The sequence below is a fragment of the Pseudonocardia halophobica genome (assembly GCF_027922425.1).
Classification (GTDB): domain Bacteria; phylum Actinomycetota; class Actinomycetes; order Mycobacteriales; family Pseudonocardiaceae; genus Pseudonocardia; species Pseudonocardia halophobica.
The window spans coordinates 69,330-83,914 of record NZ_BSFQ01000016.1; the positions used below are offsets into that span (position 1 = coordinate 69,330).

The 14,585-nt window shown below is 74.0% G+C and carries 14 protein-coding genes; 9 read left to right on the forward strand and 5 right to left on the reverse strand.

From position 1 onward, the window contains the following. Positions 1-8 precede the first annotated feature (8 nt). The 4 genes from PKE99_RS19390 to PKE99_RS19405 all read left to right on the forward strand — a co-directional run bounded on the left by PKE99_RS19390 (position 9) and on the right by PKE99_RS19405 (position 3,042). The gene (locus PKE99_RS19390; RefSeq protein ID WP_037047292.1) at positions 9-644 is read left to right on the forward strand and encodes a TetR/AcrR family transcriptional regulator; all 636 of its coding nucleotides are present in this window, start codon (positions 9-11) and stop codon (positions 642-644) included. Then, positions 641-1,396: an SDR family NAD(P)-dependent oxidoreductase gene (locus tag PKE99_RS19395; RefSeq protein ID WP_037047289.1), complete on the forward strand. Its 756-nt coding sequence runs from the start codon at positions 641-643 to the stop codon at positions 1,394-1,396. Before PKE99_RS19390 ends, PKE99_RS19395 begins: the two co-directional genes overlap by 4 nt. A gap of 72 nt (positions 1,397-1,468) precedes the next feature. Further along, entirely contained in the window at positions 1,469-1,819 is a 351-nt protein-coding gene (locus PKE99_RS19400; protein ID WP_037047287.1) for a YciI family protein, read from the forward strand. Beyond that, positions 1,819-3,042, forward strand: coding sequence for an RNA polymerase sigma factor (locus PKE99_RS19405; protein WP_081924242.1), 1,224 nt, complete (start codon positions 1,819-1,821; stop codon positions 3,040-3,042). The genes PKE99_RS19400 and PKE99_RS19405 overlap by 1 nt, the downstream gene beginning before the upstream one ends. A gap of 24 nt (positions 3,043-3,066) precedes the next feature. On the opposite strand, the gene PKE99_RS19410 is transcribed toward PKE99_RS19405, so the two are convergent. From PKE99_RS19410 to PKE99_RS19420, 3 genes are read right to left on the reverse strand one after another with little or no spacing between them, the layout of a single operon-like run. After that, the gene (locus PKE99_RS19410) at positions 3,067-4,269 is read right to left on the reverse strand and encodes a cytochrome P450 (protein ID WP_231498258.1); all 1,203 of its coding nucleotides are present in this window, start codon (positions 4,267-4,269) and stop codon (positions 3,067-3,069) included. Continuing rightward, positions 4,266-5,378 (reverse strand): thiolase family protein, encoded by a 1,113-nt coding sequence (locus PKE99_RS19415; protein ID WP_037047285.1) that lies wholly within the window; start codon positions 5,376-5,378, stop codon positions 4,266-4,268. Before PKE99_RS19415 ends, PKE99_RS19410 begins: the two co-directional genes overlap by 4 nt. Next, on the reverse strand, positions 5,375-5,740 hold the full coding sequence (locus PKE99_RS19420; protein ID WP_051737609.1) for a Zn-ribbon domain-containing OB-fold protein: 366 nt from the start codon (positions 5,738-5,740) through the stop codon (positions 5,375-5,377). Before PKE99_RS19420 ends, PKE99_RS19415 begins: the two co-directional genes overlap by 4 nt. 203 nt (positions 5,741-5,943) lie before the next feature. On the opposite strand from PKE99_RS19420, the gene PKE99_RS19425 reads away from it, so the two are divergent. The 4 genes from PKE99_RS19425 to PKE99_RS19440 are packed head-to-tail and all read left to right on the forward strand — an operon-like array spanning position 5,944 to position 10,769. Continuing rightward, positions 5,944-7,053 carry an LLM class flavin-dependent oxidoreductase gene (locus PKE99_RS19425; protein ID WP_037047283.1) on the forward strand — a complete coding sequence of 370 codons (1,110 nt, stop codon included), beginning with the start codon at positions 5,944-5,946 and terminating at the stop codon, positions 7,051-7,053. Continuing rightward, complete coding sequence (locus PKE99_RS19430) at positions 7,053-7,901, forward strand: SDR family NAD(P)-dependent oxidoreductase (RefSeq protein WP_051737608.1); 849 nt, start codon at positions 7,053-7,055, stop codon at positions 7,899-7,901. The genes PKE99_RS19425 and PKE99_RS19430 overlap by 1 nt, the downstream gene beginning before the upstream one ends. 3 nt (positions 7,902-7,904) lie before the next feature. Further along, a complete protein-coding gene (locus PKE99_RS19435) occupies positions 7,905-9,422 on the forward strand; it encodes a class I adenylate-forming enzyme family protein (protein WP_037047281.1) in 1,518 nt (505 codons plus the stop codon). A gap of 9 nt (positions 9,423-9,431) precedes the next feature. Further along, positions 9,432-10,769 carry a phenylacetate--CoA ligase family protein gene (locus PKE99_RS19440; RefSeq protein ID WP_037047278.1) on the forward strand — a complete coding sequence of 446 codons (1,338 nt, stop codon included), beginning with the start codon at positions 9,432-9,434 and terminating at the stop codon, positions 10,767-10,769. Positions 10,770-10,778: 9 nt separating this feature from the next. On the opposite strand, the gene PKE99_RS19445 is transcribed toward PKE99_RS19440, so the two are convergent. Next, a complete protein-coding gene (locus PKE99_RS19445) occupies positions 10,779-12,311 on the reverse strand; it encodes an MFS transporter (protein WP_037047275.1) in 1,533 nt (510 codons plus the stop codon). Beyond that, positions 12,308-12,964: a TetR/AcrR family transcriptional regulator gene (locus PKE99_RS19450; protein WP_051737607.1), complete on the reverse strand. Its 657-nt coding sequence runs from the start codon at positions 12,962-12,964 to the stop codon at positions 12,308-12,310. The genes PKE99_RS19445 and PKE99_RS19450 overlap by 4 nt, the downstream gene beginning before the upstream one ends. A 175-nt stretch (positions 12,965-13,139) precedes the next feature. Here PKE99_RS19450 and PKE99_RS19455 point away from each other — a divergent pair, with 175 nt between their 5' ends. Beyond that, positions 13,140-14,537, forward strand: a complete 1,398-nt coding sequence (locus PKE99_RS19455; RefSeq protein ID WP_037047272.1) for an NAD(P)/FAD-dependent oxidoreductase — start codon at positions 13,140-13,142, stop codon at positions 14,535-14,537. Positions 14,538-14,585 lie beyond the last annotated feature (48 nt).

Genomic DNA, 14,585 nt, shown 5'->3' on the forward strand with positions numbered 1-14,585 from the left:
CTGCGCGGGTGCCCCGCCCCAGTCGCTGGTCGGAGATCCTCGCCGCCGCCGGCGAGGAGTTCCGCGACCGCGGCTACGAGAACGCGACCCTGGAGGGCATCGGCGCCCGGGTCGGGATCCTCAAGGGCAGCATCTACAACTACGTGGCCAGCAAGGAGGAGCTGCTCCTCGCGGTCGTCGAGCAGCCCGCCAAGCAGCTGCTCGCCGACCTCGAACGCCTGCAGGCCGACACCGGCCAGACGGTAGCGGTGCGGCTGCGCGAGCTGATCCGGATGCAGGTGCGGATCTTCGGCGACTTCTACCCGGCGGCCTTCGTGTACCTGCAGCACATCGGCCGGATGACGGCGCCGCTGTTCGCCGAGTTCCGCGAGATGGACGCGCGCTACATGGCCGCGATCGAGGCGCTCGTCGCCGAGGGCGCCCGGACGGGGGAGTTCTCGCTGGCCGGGAGCCCGCGGACGGTCGCGCGCGCGGTCGTCGGGATGCTGGACTGGATGCAGCACTGGTTCGTGCCGCGGGGACCCGAGGAGGATCGGGAGCTCGCCGACCAGCTGTTCGCGTTCGCGTTGGGCGGCCTGGTGTCCGGCGGCGGGATGCGCGGGATCGCCCGGTCCCTCCCGGAGCCCCGCCCGGAGTCCCGGTGAGGCTCGACGGCCGGGTCGCGGTCGTCACCGGCGCCTCGTCCGGGCTCGGGCTGCGGTTCGCCCGGGTCCTGGCGGAGGCCGGCGCGGACGTGGCCGTGGGTGCCCGGCGCGCCGAGGGGCTGGCCCGGGCCCGGGAGGCCGTCGAGGGAGCCGGACGGCGGTGCGCGGCGGTCCCCACGGACGTCTCGGACGACGCCCACTGCGCCGCCCTCGTCGCGGCCGCCGTCGAGGAGCTGGGCCGGGTGGACGTCCTGGTCAACAATGCCGGTATCGGCTACGCCGCCCGGTCGGAGAAGGACGACCCGGCGCGGGCGGCGGAGCTGTTCGCGGTCAACCTCCTCGGCGCCTACCAGATGGCGGTGCACATGGGCCGCGCGCTGATCGCGCAGGGCGAGGGCGGGTCGATCGTCAACATCGGGTCGGCGCTGGGCAGCACGACCGGGCCGCTCCCGGAGGCCGCGTACTCGGCGTCGAAAGCCGGGGTCGCGGGGATGACCCGGGACCTGGCCGCGCAGTGGGCGCGGCACGGGATCCGGGTGAACACCCTCGCGCCCGGGTGGTTCGCCTCGGAGATGACCGGACCGCTGCTGGAGCGCGAGCACCGGGCGGCGCAGCTCGCGGAGTCCGCCGCGCTCGGCCGGATCGGCCGCCCCGAGGAGCTCGACGGCCCCCTCCTGCTCCTCGCCTCCGACGCGGGCTCCTATATCACCGGCAGCACGCTCACGGTCGACGGCGGCTGGTCCATGAAGTAGGCGGTGTCCGATCCGGCGCGGTCCGTTCGTCGAAGGGATGACCGAAACGACCGATTCCGGGAGGATCCCCCGATGGCCCGCTACGTGTTCCTGATGTACGACGCCGAGGACTGGTACGACACCGCGGACGCGCAGTCCGTCGCGGACGAGATGCGGCTCCACGAGGAGTTCATGGAGGCCGTGAAGGCCGCGGGCGCGACCGTGCTCGGCGGCGAGGCCCTCGAACGCTCGTCGACGGCGAGCACGGTCCGCAAAGGTTCCGGCGAGCCGCTGGTGACGGACGGGCCGTTCGCGGACACCAAGGAGGCGCTCGGCGGCTTCTACGTCCTCGACGCCCCGGACCTGGACGTCGCGTTGCGGCTCGCGACGCTGTGCCCGGCCGGGAACGTCGAGGTCCGGCCGATCATGGACCTGCCGGAATGATGCCGGTGGAGACGGTGTACCGGGACACTGTGTTCCGGGAAGCCGTGTTCCGGGAAGCATGGCCGCTCGTCGTCGCCTCCACCGCCCGGCTCACCCGCGACCTCGACCTCGCCGAGGACTGCGTGCAGGACGCGGTCGAGCGCGCACTGCGGGCCCGGCCGGACAACCTCGCCGCCTGGCTGACGACGACGGCCCACCGGATCGCCCTGGACCGGCTGCGACGGGAGGCGACCCTGCGCCGCAAGCTCCCGCTGCTCGTCGTGCCGGAGGACCCGGACCCGGGGCCCGGACCGACCGACCCTCTCCGGCTCGTGTTCACCTGCTGTCATCCCGCGCTGGCCCGCGCGTCGCAGGTCGCGCTGACGCTCCGGCTGGTGTGCGGGGTGGAGGTCCGGACGGTCGCAGACGTGCTGCTGACCGGCGAGGCGGGCGTGGCGCGGCGGATCACGCGGGCCAAGCGCAAGATCGCCGCGGCCCGGATCCCGTACCGCGTGCCGCCGGACGACGAGCTGGCCGGCCGGCTCGACGTCGTGCTGACGGTGGTGCACCTGCTGCACACCGCCGGGCACGTCGGGCCGGGGACGGGACTGACCGACGCGGACCTGACCGCCCGGGCGTCGGGACTGGCCCGGATGCTGGTCCGGCTGCTGCCCACCGAGCCCGAGCCGCGGGCACTGCTCGGGCTGATCCTGCTCACCGAGGCCCGCGGACCCGCCCGCACGGACGCGGCGGGGGAGGCGGTGCTGCTCGCCGACCAGGACCGCACGCAGTGGGACCGCGATCTGATCCGTGAGGGACTGCAGCTGGTGACCGCGGCGCTGCGGGCCGGTCCGCAGGGGCGGTTCGCGCTCCAGGGCGCCGTCGCCGGCCTGCACGCCGTGGCGCCGAGCTGGGCGGAGACGGACTGGGCGCAGGTCGTGACCACCTACGACGCGCTCCTGCGCACCTGGCCGAGCCCGGTCGTGGCGCTCAACCGGGCCGCCGCCCGGAGCCGGCTCCCGGGCGCCGACCTGCGGGCGATCCTGCACGAGGTCGACACCCTGGACCTCGGTGACTACCGCTACCTTCCCGCGACCCGGGCCGATCTCCTCACCCGGCTGGGTCGCACCGCAGAGGCCGCCGCGGCGTACGAGGACGCCCTCGCCCTCACCACCAACCCGGTGGAGCGCGCCCTCCTCCTCCGACGCCGCAGTGAGATCGATCCCCGCGTCGTTCGATCATGAACCGACGACGATGCCGGCAGCCGCTCAGGTCGTGACGACCGGGAGGCGCAGGAGGCCGCGGGAGAGCAGGACCGGGTGCCAGGACAGCGGGTCCTCGGTCAGGCGGAGCTGCGGGAAGCGGTGCAGCGCAGCAGGTATCGCGATGGACGCCTCGAGCCGCGCCAGGGGTGCGCCGAGGCAGTAGTGCAGCCCGATCCCGAATCCGAGCTGCCGGCCGGGCCTGCGCGAGACGTCGAGCCGGTCCGGGTCCGGGAACACCGCCGGGTCGCGGTTGGCGGCGGCCGGGCAGAGGAACACCCGCTCGCCCCTGCCCAGGGTCCGCCCGCCCAGCTCGACGTCCGTGGCCATCAGCCGCGCGATCGTCTTCGCCGGGCCGTCCCAGCGCAGCAGCTCCTCGACGGTCCCGGGGGCGTCGGGCGCCTCCGCGGGGTGCCGGAGCAGCGCGAGGATCCCGTTGCCGATCAGGTTCGTGGTGGTCTCGTGCCCCGCGAAGAGCAGCAGCACCCCGGTCGCGACGACCTCGTCGTGGGACAGCGCGTCGCCCGCGTCCCGCGCCCGGATCAGGGCCGTGAGCAGATCGTCCGCGGGGTCACGCTCGTGCTGCTGCACCAGCGCGCCGAGGTACGCGGTCAGCTCCGCCATCCCGTCGGCGCCGTCCGCGTGCCGGTCCGGGTCGCCCATCCCGCCGAACACCAGTCCGGTGATCCGGTCCGACCAGTCCTTGAACCGCGACCGGTCCGCGCGCGGCACCCCGAGCAGCTCGGCCACCACGGACGAGGTCAGGGGGTAGGCGTACTCGCCGATCAGGTCCGCCTCCGGCCCCAGGTCGGCGAGGAGCCCGTCCGCGATCTCCGCGATCCGCGGGCGCATCCGCTCGACCGCCCGCGGCGTGAACGCCCGGCTCAGCAGCTTCCGCAGCCGGGTGTGGTCCGGCGGGTCCTTGAACACCATCCAGTCCTCGAGGACCCCGAACGCCGCCCGAACGCCGGGGTCGGCGTCCGGGCCGTCGAGCCGGGCACGCCGGTAGGGCGAGATCCGGTCGGAGGAGAAGCGGGGATCGCGCAGCGCGGCGTCGACGTCGGCGTACCGGGTGACGAACCAGGACCGGTAGCGCTCGCTCCAGTGCACGGGGTCGTGCTCGCGCAGCTCGGCGAGCAGCGGGTACGGGTCGGCGACGGCCTCGGGGGAGAGGAGGTCCGCCTGCGTGCCCGGTCCGAGCACGGTCACGGGGCCTCCAGGACGGCGACGACGCAGGCGTTCCCGTCGAGCACCGACACCCCGCCGCCCATCGTCTCCACCAGCCCGATCCGCGCCCCGTCGACCTGCCGGGCGCCGGCCTCGCCGCGCAGCTGCCACACGATCTCGGCGAGCTGGGCGAGGCCCGTCGCGCCGAGCGGATGACCGCGGGAGAGCAGCCCGCCGGAGGGGTTGACGGGCTGCTCCCCGCCGAGGGCGGTGCGACCGGCGGCGGCCGCCTTCCCACCCTCCCCGGGGCCCGCGAGCCCCAGCGCCTCGGTGGTGACGATCTCGCCGATGGTGAAGGCGTCGTGCACCTCGGCGACGTCGACGTCCTCGGGCCCGACACCCGCGGCCGCGAAGGCCGCCACCGCGGTGTCCCGGACGACGTCGTGGCCCCAGACGTGGGGTGACCGGTGGTTCCAGGGCGCTCCCGAGCGCAGCGCGACCGACCGCACGGTGACCTGCCCGGGCGCCGCGGGCCCGACGATCGCCGCGGCCGCGCCGTCGGAGGTCGGGCAGCACTGCAGGAGCGTGAGCGGATCGGCGATCATGCGGGACGCCTGCACCTCCTCGACCGTGTACCGGCCGGCGTACTGGGCGCGCGGGTTGTGCAGGGCGTGCGCGTGGTTCTTCACCGACACGGCGGCGAGCTGCTCGGGCGTCACGCGGCCCTCGTGCAGCCAGCGGGCGGCGGCCATCGCGTAGAGCGCGGGCAGGGCCAGGCCGGAACGGCCCTCGGGGTCGGTCGGCTCGGGCGTGATCGCGCCGTCGCCCATGCGCTCGATCCCGAGCGCGAGCACCCGCCCGTACCGCCCGGAGCGGACGGCCTCGCAGGCCTCGGCGAAGGCGGTGGTGCCGCTGGCGCAGGCGTTCTCGACGGTCAGCACCGGCATCCCGGTCAGACCCATCGCACGCAGCACCCGCTGCGCCACCCCGGCGGGGCCGAAGACCGTGCCGACCCACACCGCGTCGACGGACCGGGGTCCGCCGGCCGCGCGGAACGCCTCGTCGACGGCCGCGAACGCGAGATCGACCAGGTCGACGCCGGGCTGCCGGCCGAAGTGCGAGGTGCCGACGCCCTCGATCCCGACCCTCATCCGACGACCTCCACCCGCACGTCGCCGTCGTCCCCGCCCGGGACGAGGCGCACCCTGGCGCCGATCGGGACCGGCCCGCCGGTGTGGGCGAGGACGCGGGGCCCGTCGTCGAGATCGACGTAGGCCATCCCGTACGGCGGGGTCCGGCCGGGCACCGGGACGCGCACGACGGTCGCGCTCCACACGGTGCCCTCGGGCCCGAACCGGGCGGGCTCGACGGGGCCGCCGCACGCCGGGCAGGCGGGCCAGGCGAAGGCGACGACCTCGGCGCACGCCGTGCAGCGGCGGCCCTCGACCAGGCCGCCGCCCTCGGCTCCGGCGACGACCCGGGGACGCGGGTCGGGGGTGGTCACGCGGGTCATGAAACCAAACCTCGGTTCGGCTATCAACGGTTGCCGGGGAGTCCAACTCGGCCCGGGGACCGCCCTTGACACGGATCGTGGCCCGCGACACAGTGATTTCGCCTGCGATCAGCAAACCCGTGTTCGTCCTTGATGTCGTGTTCCGGGCGTCGTCGTGCCTGCGTGCGCCCGGTCCGCGGCCGGACCCCGAGAGGACCCGACCGATGAAGTTCGGCTTCTTCACCATGCCCGAGCACCCGCCGCGCGAGAACTGGACGTTGTCCTACGACCGCGACATCGCGGGCATCGTGGAGGCGGAGCGGCTGGGCTTCGACGAGTACTGGATCGGCGAGCACCACACCGGCGGCTACGAGAACGTGCCGGTGCCGGAGTACATGATCGCGAAGGCGTCGGCGGTCACGCACCGGATCCGGCTCGGCACCGGTGTGATCAACCTGCCGTACCAGGACCCGTTCATGGTCGCCGAGCGGATGGCGTTCCTCGACCACCTCACGCACGGCAGGCTGGAGTACGGGTTCGGCGGTGGCGGCCTGCCCACGGACAAGGCGCTGTTCGGGCTGGAGCCCTCCGAGGCCTCGCCGCGGACCAACGAGGCGCTGGAGATCATCTGGCAGCTGCTGACCTCGGAGGACCCGGTCACCTACGAGGGCGTGTACTGGAAGTACGAGAACCGCCAGCTGCAGGTCGGGCCGTACCAGGACGTCCCGCCGTTCGCGATCGCCGGCCTCACCGGCGTGCACAACTACGCCAAGTGCGGCGAGAAGGGCTGGAAGCCGCTCTCGGTGCACTTCGCGCCCACGGACAACGGCACCTACACCGACGCCCCGGACCTCAAGGCCATGGCCGCCGCGATGCTCCGGGCGGGGGCGTCGGCGGGCATCGACCCGGCCGTCACCAGGGACAACTGGCGGATCGTGCGCGAGGTCTACGTCACCGACGACAAGGACCAGGCGCTCCGCGACATCCGCGAGGGCGTCAAGCTCTCCTACGACTACCTCTTCGGCCTCGGCCTGGGCGCGCTGATGAAGATCGGCGACGGCATGACGGACGCCGACCTCACGCTCGACTGGATGGTCGAGAACATCCCGTGGATCATCGGCAGCCCCGAGGACTGCGTCTGGCAGATCAAGGAGCTGGAGGAGGAGGTCGGCGGCTTCGGCACGCTGCTGATCAACGTCCGGGACTGGGTGACCACGGACAAGTGGAACCGGTCGCTGGAGATGTTCGCCCGGTACGTCATGCCGCACTTCACGAAGCGGGAGCGGCTGGCCCGGCGCCAGAAGCTGGCGAACGTCGCGCTCGGGCTCGCCTGATGGCCGGGTCGACCTCCGCGGGGCTGTCCTCGCCGGTCCCGGAGCTCGCCGGCCGCACCGTGGTCGTCACGGGCGGCGGCAGCGGGATCGGCAAGGGGATCACCGCCGCGGTGCTCGAGAAGGGCGGCAACGTCGTCGTCCTGGAGATCGAGCCCACGAACATCAAGGCCGCCGCCGAGGAGCTCGGGGGCGGGGACCGGATCGCCTGGCGCGAGGGCTCGGTGTGCGTGGCCGCGGATGTCGAGGCGGCGTTCGCGCTGGCCGTCGAGCGGTTCGGCACGGTCGACCACCTGGTCAACAACGCCGGCACCGCGACGGTCGCGCTCGTCGAGGACACGACGGAGGAGGACTGGGACCTCATCGTCGACACGCTGCTCAAGGGGACCTTCCTGTGCACCCGTGAGTTCGCGCGGCGGCTGCCCGACGACGGGGCGCCCCGCTCGATCGTCAACATCTCCTCGCTCAACGCGATCGCCGCCACGGACGGGATGGGGAGCTACTGCGCGGCGAAGGCCGGGGTCAAGAGCTTCACCGAGGTCTGCGCGGGGGAGCTCGGGCGGCGGAACGTGCGGGTCAACGCGATCGGCCCCGGCCTGGTCAACACCCCGCTCGGCGAGGGCTTCTCCGTGGGGCAGATCGGGCAGGAGTTCACCGACCGGACCCTGGTCGCCGACAGGCGCAACCAGGAGCCGTCGGACATCGCCGACGTGGCGTTGTTCCTGATGTCCCGTGCGGCGCAACGGATCACGGGGCACTTCATCCCGGTCGACGGCGGCCAGCACGTCCGCGGGCTGCACTCGTACTGGGACGTCGCGTTCGCGCAGGGCCTGGTCGAGAGGCCGACCTGAGCGGTGCGCCGGAATCTCGGGGACGAGTTCGAGGCCGCGTTCGCCCGGTACCGGGAGCGGACCGCGGTCGAGGTGGGGGAGCGGAGCTGGAGCTTCGCCGACCTCGACCGCTGGTCCGCGGCCGTGGCCGCCCAGCTGCGCGGCCGCGGTGTCGGGGCGGGCGACGCCGTCGCGCTGCACCTGACCAACGGCGTCGAGTTCGTGGTGGCGGACGTGGCGGTGGCGCGGCTCGGGGCCGTGAAGGTCCCGGTCAACCCGCTGCTGCCCGAGGCCACGGTCGCACACATCCTGCGGGTGTCGCAGGCCCGCGCGGTGATCGGCGCGACCAGCCTCGGCGGGCGCGCCGACCTCTGGGTGTCCGACGACGGCCGTGACCCGTCCGGCGAGCCCCTGGCCGCTCCGCAGGACGCGGCCCCTCCCGAGCGGCCGGGTGTCGGGCAGGGGGACCGGGCCGCGATCTACTTCACCGGTGGCACCACCGGGCTGCCGAAGGGGGTCGTGCACACCCAGGCCTCCGCCGTCGCCGTGCACTACGCGCAGATCGTCGAGGCGGAGATCGCGCAGTCCGACCGGCTGCTGCTGTCCACGCCGCTCGCCCACGCGGCGGGCCTGTTCGCGCAGTCGGCGCTGATCCGGGGCGCGACGAGCGTGATCGAGCCCGGGTTCGACGCCGCCCGCACCCTGGAGCTGGTCCGCACCCGCGGCATCACGTGGACCTTCCTCGTGCCCACGATGATCTACCGGCTGCTGGACCTCGCCGCTGCGCCGACGGTCGGCTCCGCCGGGGACGTGGAGCTCCGGACCGTCGTCTACGGCGCCGCACCGACCGCGCCGTCCCGACTGGCCCAGGCCCTCGAGACGTTCGGCCCGGTCTTCGTGCAGCTCTACGGCCAGACCGAGTGCCCGAACTGGGGCACGCGGCTGGCGAACTCCGACCACGACCCCGCCCGGCCGGAGCTGCTCGGCTCCTGCGGGCGGGCGTCGATCATGGCGGACGTGCAGGTCGTCGCCGAGGACGGCACCCCGCTGCCGGTGGGGGAGACCGGCGAGATCTGCCTGCGCTCGCCCTACACCCTGGAGTCCTACCTGGACGATCCGGCGGCGACCGCGGCGAAGTTCGTGCCCGACGGCTGGATCCGCACCGGGGACGTCGGGTTCCTCGACGCGGCGGGCTACCTGCACCTGCGCGACCGCACCAAAGACATGGTCATCTCCGGCGGCATGAACGTCTACTGCCGGGAGGTGGAGGACGCGCTGGCCCGGCATCCCGCCGTCGCGCGAGTGGCGGTGATCGGGGTGCCGCACGAGGACTGGGGCGAGGCGGTGCACGCCGTCGTCGTCCCGCGGGCCGGCTTCGATGCCGACGAGCTGGTCGCCTGGTCGCGCGGCGAGCTGGCCGCCTACGCCCGGCCCAAGTCCGTCGAGGTCGTCGCCGACCTGCCGGAGACGCCGTTCGGGAAGATCGACAAGAAGGTCCTGCGCGCGCCGCACTGGGCGGGCCGGGACCGGGCCATCGGCTGAGGAGTGTCCATGACCGGCCCCCGTTCCGTACGGACCGACGCCCGCGGGTTCCCCCGGTTCTGGGACGAGGAGCGCGAGACCCTCGACCCGGCCAAGCGGGACGCGCTGATCCTCGACCGGGTCCAGCACCAGCTCCGCTACGCCTACGCCGAGCTGCCCTTCTACCGCCGCCACTACGACGCGCACGGCTTCCACCCCGACCAGGTCCGGTCGCTGGAGGACTTCACCACCAAGGTCCCGGTGATCACCAAGAAGATGCTCGTCGCGGACCAGGCCGCGCACCCGCCGTTCGGCAGCTACGCCCGCGACCTGCCCCCCGGCGGGATCGCGCGGATCCACGGGTCGTCCGGGACCTCCGGCGTCCCGACCATGTACGCGGTGTCCAAGGCGGACTGGGAACGCGCCGGCGAGGTGCACGCGATGGCGCAGTGGTGCGCGGGCGTGCGGCCGGACGACATCGTGCAGGTCGGATTCCCGTTCGGCCTGTTCTTCGGCGGCTGGGGCGTGGTGCAGGGCGCCGAGCGGATCGGCGCGACCCTGTTCCCGCTGGGCATCACCGAGTCGCAGAAGCACCTGGAGCTGATCAGCCGGCTCGGGTCCACGGTGTTCAGCGCGACGCCGTCCTACTGCATCCACCTGCTGTCCGTCGCCGAGCAGATCGGGATCGACCTGCGGGAGTCGACGATCCGGCACCTGCTGGTGGGCGGGGAGCCCGGCGGCTCGCTGCCCGGGACCGCCCGGATCATCGCCGAGGGCTGGGGCGCCACGGTGGCCGACGCCGGCTCCACCTCGGAGATGTACCCCTTCCAGACGAGCGTGGGGTGCGAGGAGGGGACCGGCACGCACCTCTACACCGACGAGGTGTTCACCGAGGTCGTCGCGCCGGCGGACCTCAACGCGCCGGTCCCGGCCGGCGAGCGCGGGGCCGTCGTCTACACGCACCTCTGGCGCGACTCGCAGCCCATGATCCGCTTCGCTCCCGGCGACGAGACCTACCTCGCCACCGATCCCTGCCCCTGCGGCCGGACCTACCCCCGGATGCCGGAGGGCGTGCTCGGGCGGCTCGACGACATGTTGGTGATCCGGGGCGCCAACGTCTTCCCCAGCGCCGTCGAGACCGCCCTCCGCTCCGTGCCCGGGCTCGGCCCGGAGTTCCGCATCCGGGTCCGCAAGGAGGGCGCCCTCGACGAGATGACGGTCGAGGCCGAGGGCGACCCCGCCCTGCGCGCACCCGCCGAGGAGGCGCTCAAGCGGGTGCTCGGGATCCGGGTCCCCGCGACGATCCTGGCCCCCGGCACCCTCCCGGAGACCACCTTCAAGGCCCGCCGGGTGGTGGACGAGCGCTGAGGGCCGTCCTCAGCCCTCCTCGGCCCGTCGCTGCGCGGAGGTGGTGGTGAGCAGCGGCTTCTCCTTGATGAACAGCACCGCGACCAGCGCGAGCAGCGCGATCGGGGTGGCGATCAGGAAGAGGGTGGCGGTGGCGTCGCCGTAGGCCGCCTGGACGGCGGCGAGGGCCGGGCCGGGCAGCGCGCCCAGGTCGGGGAGCGCGCCGTGGCCGCCGGCGGAGGCCCCGCCGCCGAGCGCCGAACCGACCAGGTTCGCGAGCACGGCGCCGAGCGCGCTGACCCCGATCGTGCCGCCCATGCTGCGGAAGAAGTTCAGCACCGAGGTGGCGGCGCCGATGCTGCGGGCCGGGGTGTCGTTCTGGGCGGCGAGCACGAGGTTCTGCATGAGCAGGCCGACCCCGACGCCGAGCACCAGCATCCCGGACCCGACGTGCAGGACGCCGCTGTGCGCGTCGATCGTGGCCAGCAGGCCGGTGCCGGCCGGCATGAGCACCGCGCCCGTCACCAGGAACACCTTCCAGCGACCGAAGCGGGTGATCAGCGCGCCGGCCACGGTGGAGGAGACCAGGGTGCCCGCGACCATCGGCAGGCTCATCAGGCCGGCGGCGGTGGGGGAGTAGCCCTGCGCGATCTGGAAGTACTGGGCCAGGAAGACCGCGCTGCCGAACAGCGCGATGCCGACGAACAGGCTGGCCAGGGTGGCGAGCGCAACCGTGCGGTTGCGGAAGATGCCGAGCGGGACGACCGGCTCGGGGTGCCGCGCCTCGACGACGATCGCGGCGGCGAGGGCGACCAGCGCGCCGCCGAGCAGCCCGTAGGTCCAGCCGGAGTTCCAGGGGAACGTGGAGCCGGCGAGCGAGGACCAGATCAGCACGACGCTGACCCCTGCGGTGATCAGGAAGGCGCCGAGCCAGTCGATCCGGACCTCGCGGCGCACCGACTCGAGGGTGAGCGTCCGCTGCAGCAGCACGATCGCGGCGAGGCTGAACGGCACGCCGATCAGGAAGCAGGCCCGCCAGCCGAGCGGGGAGTCGACCAGGAGCCCGCCGAGCAGCGGGCCGCCGACGGTGGCGACGGCGAACACGGCGCCCAGCAGGCCGGAGTACCGGCCGAGCTCGCGCGGCGGGATGATCGCGGCCAGCACGATCTGCACCAGCGCGGTGAGGCCACCGGCGCCGATGCCCTGGACCACCCGGCTGACCAGGAGGATCTCGACGTTCGGCGTGAGGCCCGCGACCAGCGAGCCCACCACGAAGAACGCGAGCGAGAGCTGCACGAGCACCTTGTTGTCGTAGAGGTCGGCGAGCTTGCCCCAGAGCGGGACGGTGGCGGTCATGGCCAGCAGCTCGGCGGTGACCACCCAGGTGTACACGGACTGGCTCGCGCCGAGGTCGGTGATGATCCGGGGCAGCGCGGTGGAGACGACGGTGCCGGCGAGGACGGCGACGAACATCCCCATCATCAGGCCGGACAGGGCCTGCAGGGTGCGCCCGCGGGAGGCGTCCGCCGGCGCGGCGGTCGGTGGCGTGGAGAGCGTGCTCATTCGGCGGCCTTCGGGGTCGGGTCGGTGTCGGACGGAGCGGCGCCGGGCCGGTCCACGCTGTCCAGGCCGGCGGCGAGGCGGTCGAGCGCGCGGTCGGCGAGCTCGCGCAGCGGAGGGTGCGGGGAGTCGGGCGGCAGCAGGCCCCACTCCTCGACGGCGATGCGCAGCGCGATGCCGGTCGCCGAGACGACGAGCAGGGCGTGCGGGTAGGAGATCCCGCGCAGCTCGGCGAGGAGGTCGGCGAGCCGGCGCTCGTCCTCGGCGCCGATGGCGACCAGTTCGCCGAGCAGCCGGGGCGAGCCGGCCAGCACGGTCGCGAGCCGGCCGAACGACTCCCGCTCGGACTCGAGCTGCTCGACGAGCCCGGCGAACGCGTACCGCACGGTGGCCAGCGGCGGCAGGTCCGGCGGGGCCGTCCGCAGTCGCTCCCGGACCCGCTCGGCGTGCTCGGGGTCGCGGCCGAGCACGGCCTCCTCCTTGCGGGAGAAGTAGTTGAAGAAGGTCCGGACCGAGACGTCCGCCGCCTCGGCGATGTCCTCCACGCTCACGTGGTCGACCCCGCGCTCCGCCGCCAGCCGCAGCGCCGCCGCGGACAACGCCGCCCGCGTCTGCTGCTTCTTCCGCTCCCGCCGCCCGGGTCCCGCCGTGCTCACGGAACTACGCTACGCACGATCTTGCAGAAAGTGCAACTTTGCTCAAGTGCAGGTTTCTCATGCCCTGCAGGGAGGCACGGACCGAATGGCCGTATCAGCCCCGAGATCGGACTGCTCCCCTCCCGGAACAGGTGGTTCGCCCGGAAATGACGGGCCGGAGCGGGACGGTGACGCGGTGGGGTCGATCGTGGTGTGCGGGGGCGGAGTGATCGGGCTGGCCGCCGCGGTGATGCTGGCCCGGGACGGGCACGCCGTCACGGTGCTGGAGGGCGACACCGAGCGGGCGCCGGCGACGGCCGAGGAGGCGTGGGGCAGCTGGAAGCGGGCCGGGGTGGCGCAGTTCCGGCAGCCGCACAACCTGTTCGCCCGCTTCCGGCAGGTGTGCGACGACGAGCTGCCCGAGGTGGCCGGGCTGCTGGAGAAGGCCGGCTGCGTGTGGGTCGACTACCTGGCCGCGGCCCCGCCCACGTTGCGCGACCGGACCCCGCGACCCGGCGACGGGGACCTGCGCTTCGTCACGGGGCGGCGGCCGGTGGTCGAGGCGGTCTTCGCCGAGCTCGCCGACCGTGAGCCGGGGGTGGAGGTGCGGCGCGGCACGAAGGTCGCGGCGGTGGCGAGCGGGGCGTCGGCCCTCGACGGGGTCCCGCACGTCACCGGCGTGGTCACGACCGGCGGGGAGACCCTGCCGGCCGACCTCGTCGTGGACGCGACGGGCCGCCGGACGCGGGCGGCGACGTGGCTGGAGGCGGTCGGGGCGCGGCCGCTGCGCGAGGAGTCCGAGGACCGCGGCTTCGTCTACTACACCCGCTTCTTCCACGGCGACTCCCCGCCGCAGCTGCGCGGCCGGGCGATCATGCCGATGGGCAGCATCTCGCTGCTGACGTTGCGCAGCGACAACGACACCTGGTCGGTGACCGTCTTCGGGGCGAGCGCGGACCACGCCCTGCGCGCCCTGCGCGAGCCGCGGGTCTTCGACCGGCTGGTCGCGGACTGCCCGTTGCAGGCGCACTGGCTCGACGGGACGCCGCTCGGCGGGGTCCGTCCCATGGCCGGGATCCTGGACTCGCACCGCCGCTACGTCGTGGACGGGCGGCCGGTGGTGACCGGGTTCGTCCCGGTCGGCGACGCCTGGGCCTGCACCAACCCGTCGGCGGGCCGGGGGTTGTCGGTCGGCGTGGTGCACGCGCAGCTCCTGCGGCACACCGTGCGCGCGAACCTCGGCGACCCCGCGGCGCTGGCCCGCGACTTCCACGAGCGGACCGACGCGGTGGTCGCGCCCTCCGTGCGGAACCAGGTCGCCGCGGACCGGATCCGGATCGCCGAGATGACCGCCGCGCGCGAGGGGACGGAGCCGCCGGCGCCGGACCCGGCGACCCGATCGCTGCTGGCCGCGGCCGCCGTCGATCCCGACGCCTTCCGCGGCGTGCTGGAGATCGTGCTCTGCACCGCCCAGTCGCAGGAGGTGTTTGCCCGCCCGGCCGTGCGGGCCGCCGTCGAGCGGCACGCCGGCGACGTCCCGCCGGCGCCGCCCGGCCCGGACCGCGCTCGCCTCCTCGAGCTGCTGGCGGCCTGAGCCTGAATCCACCGTCGTCCGAATTTGTTGATCTTTGGCGTGGGTCGG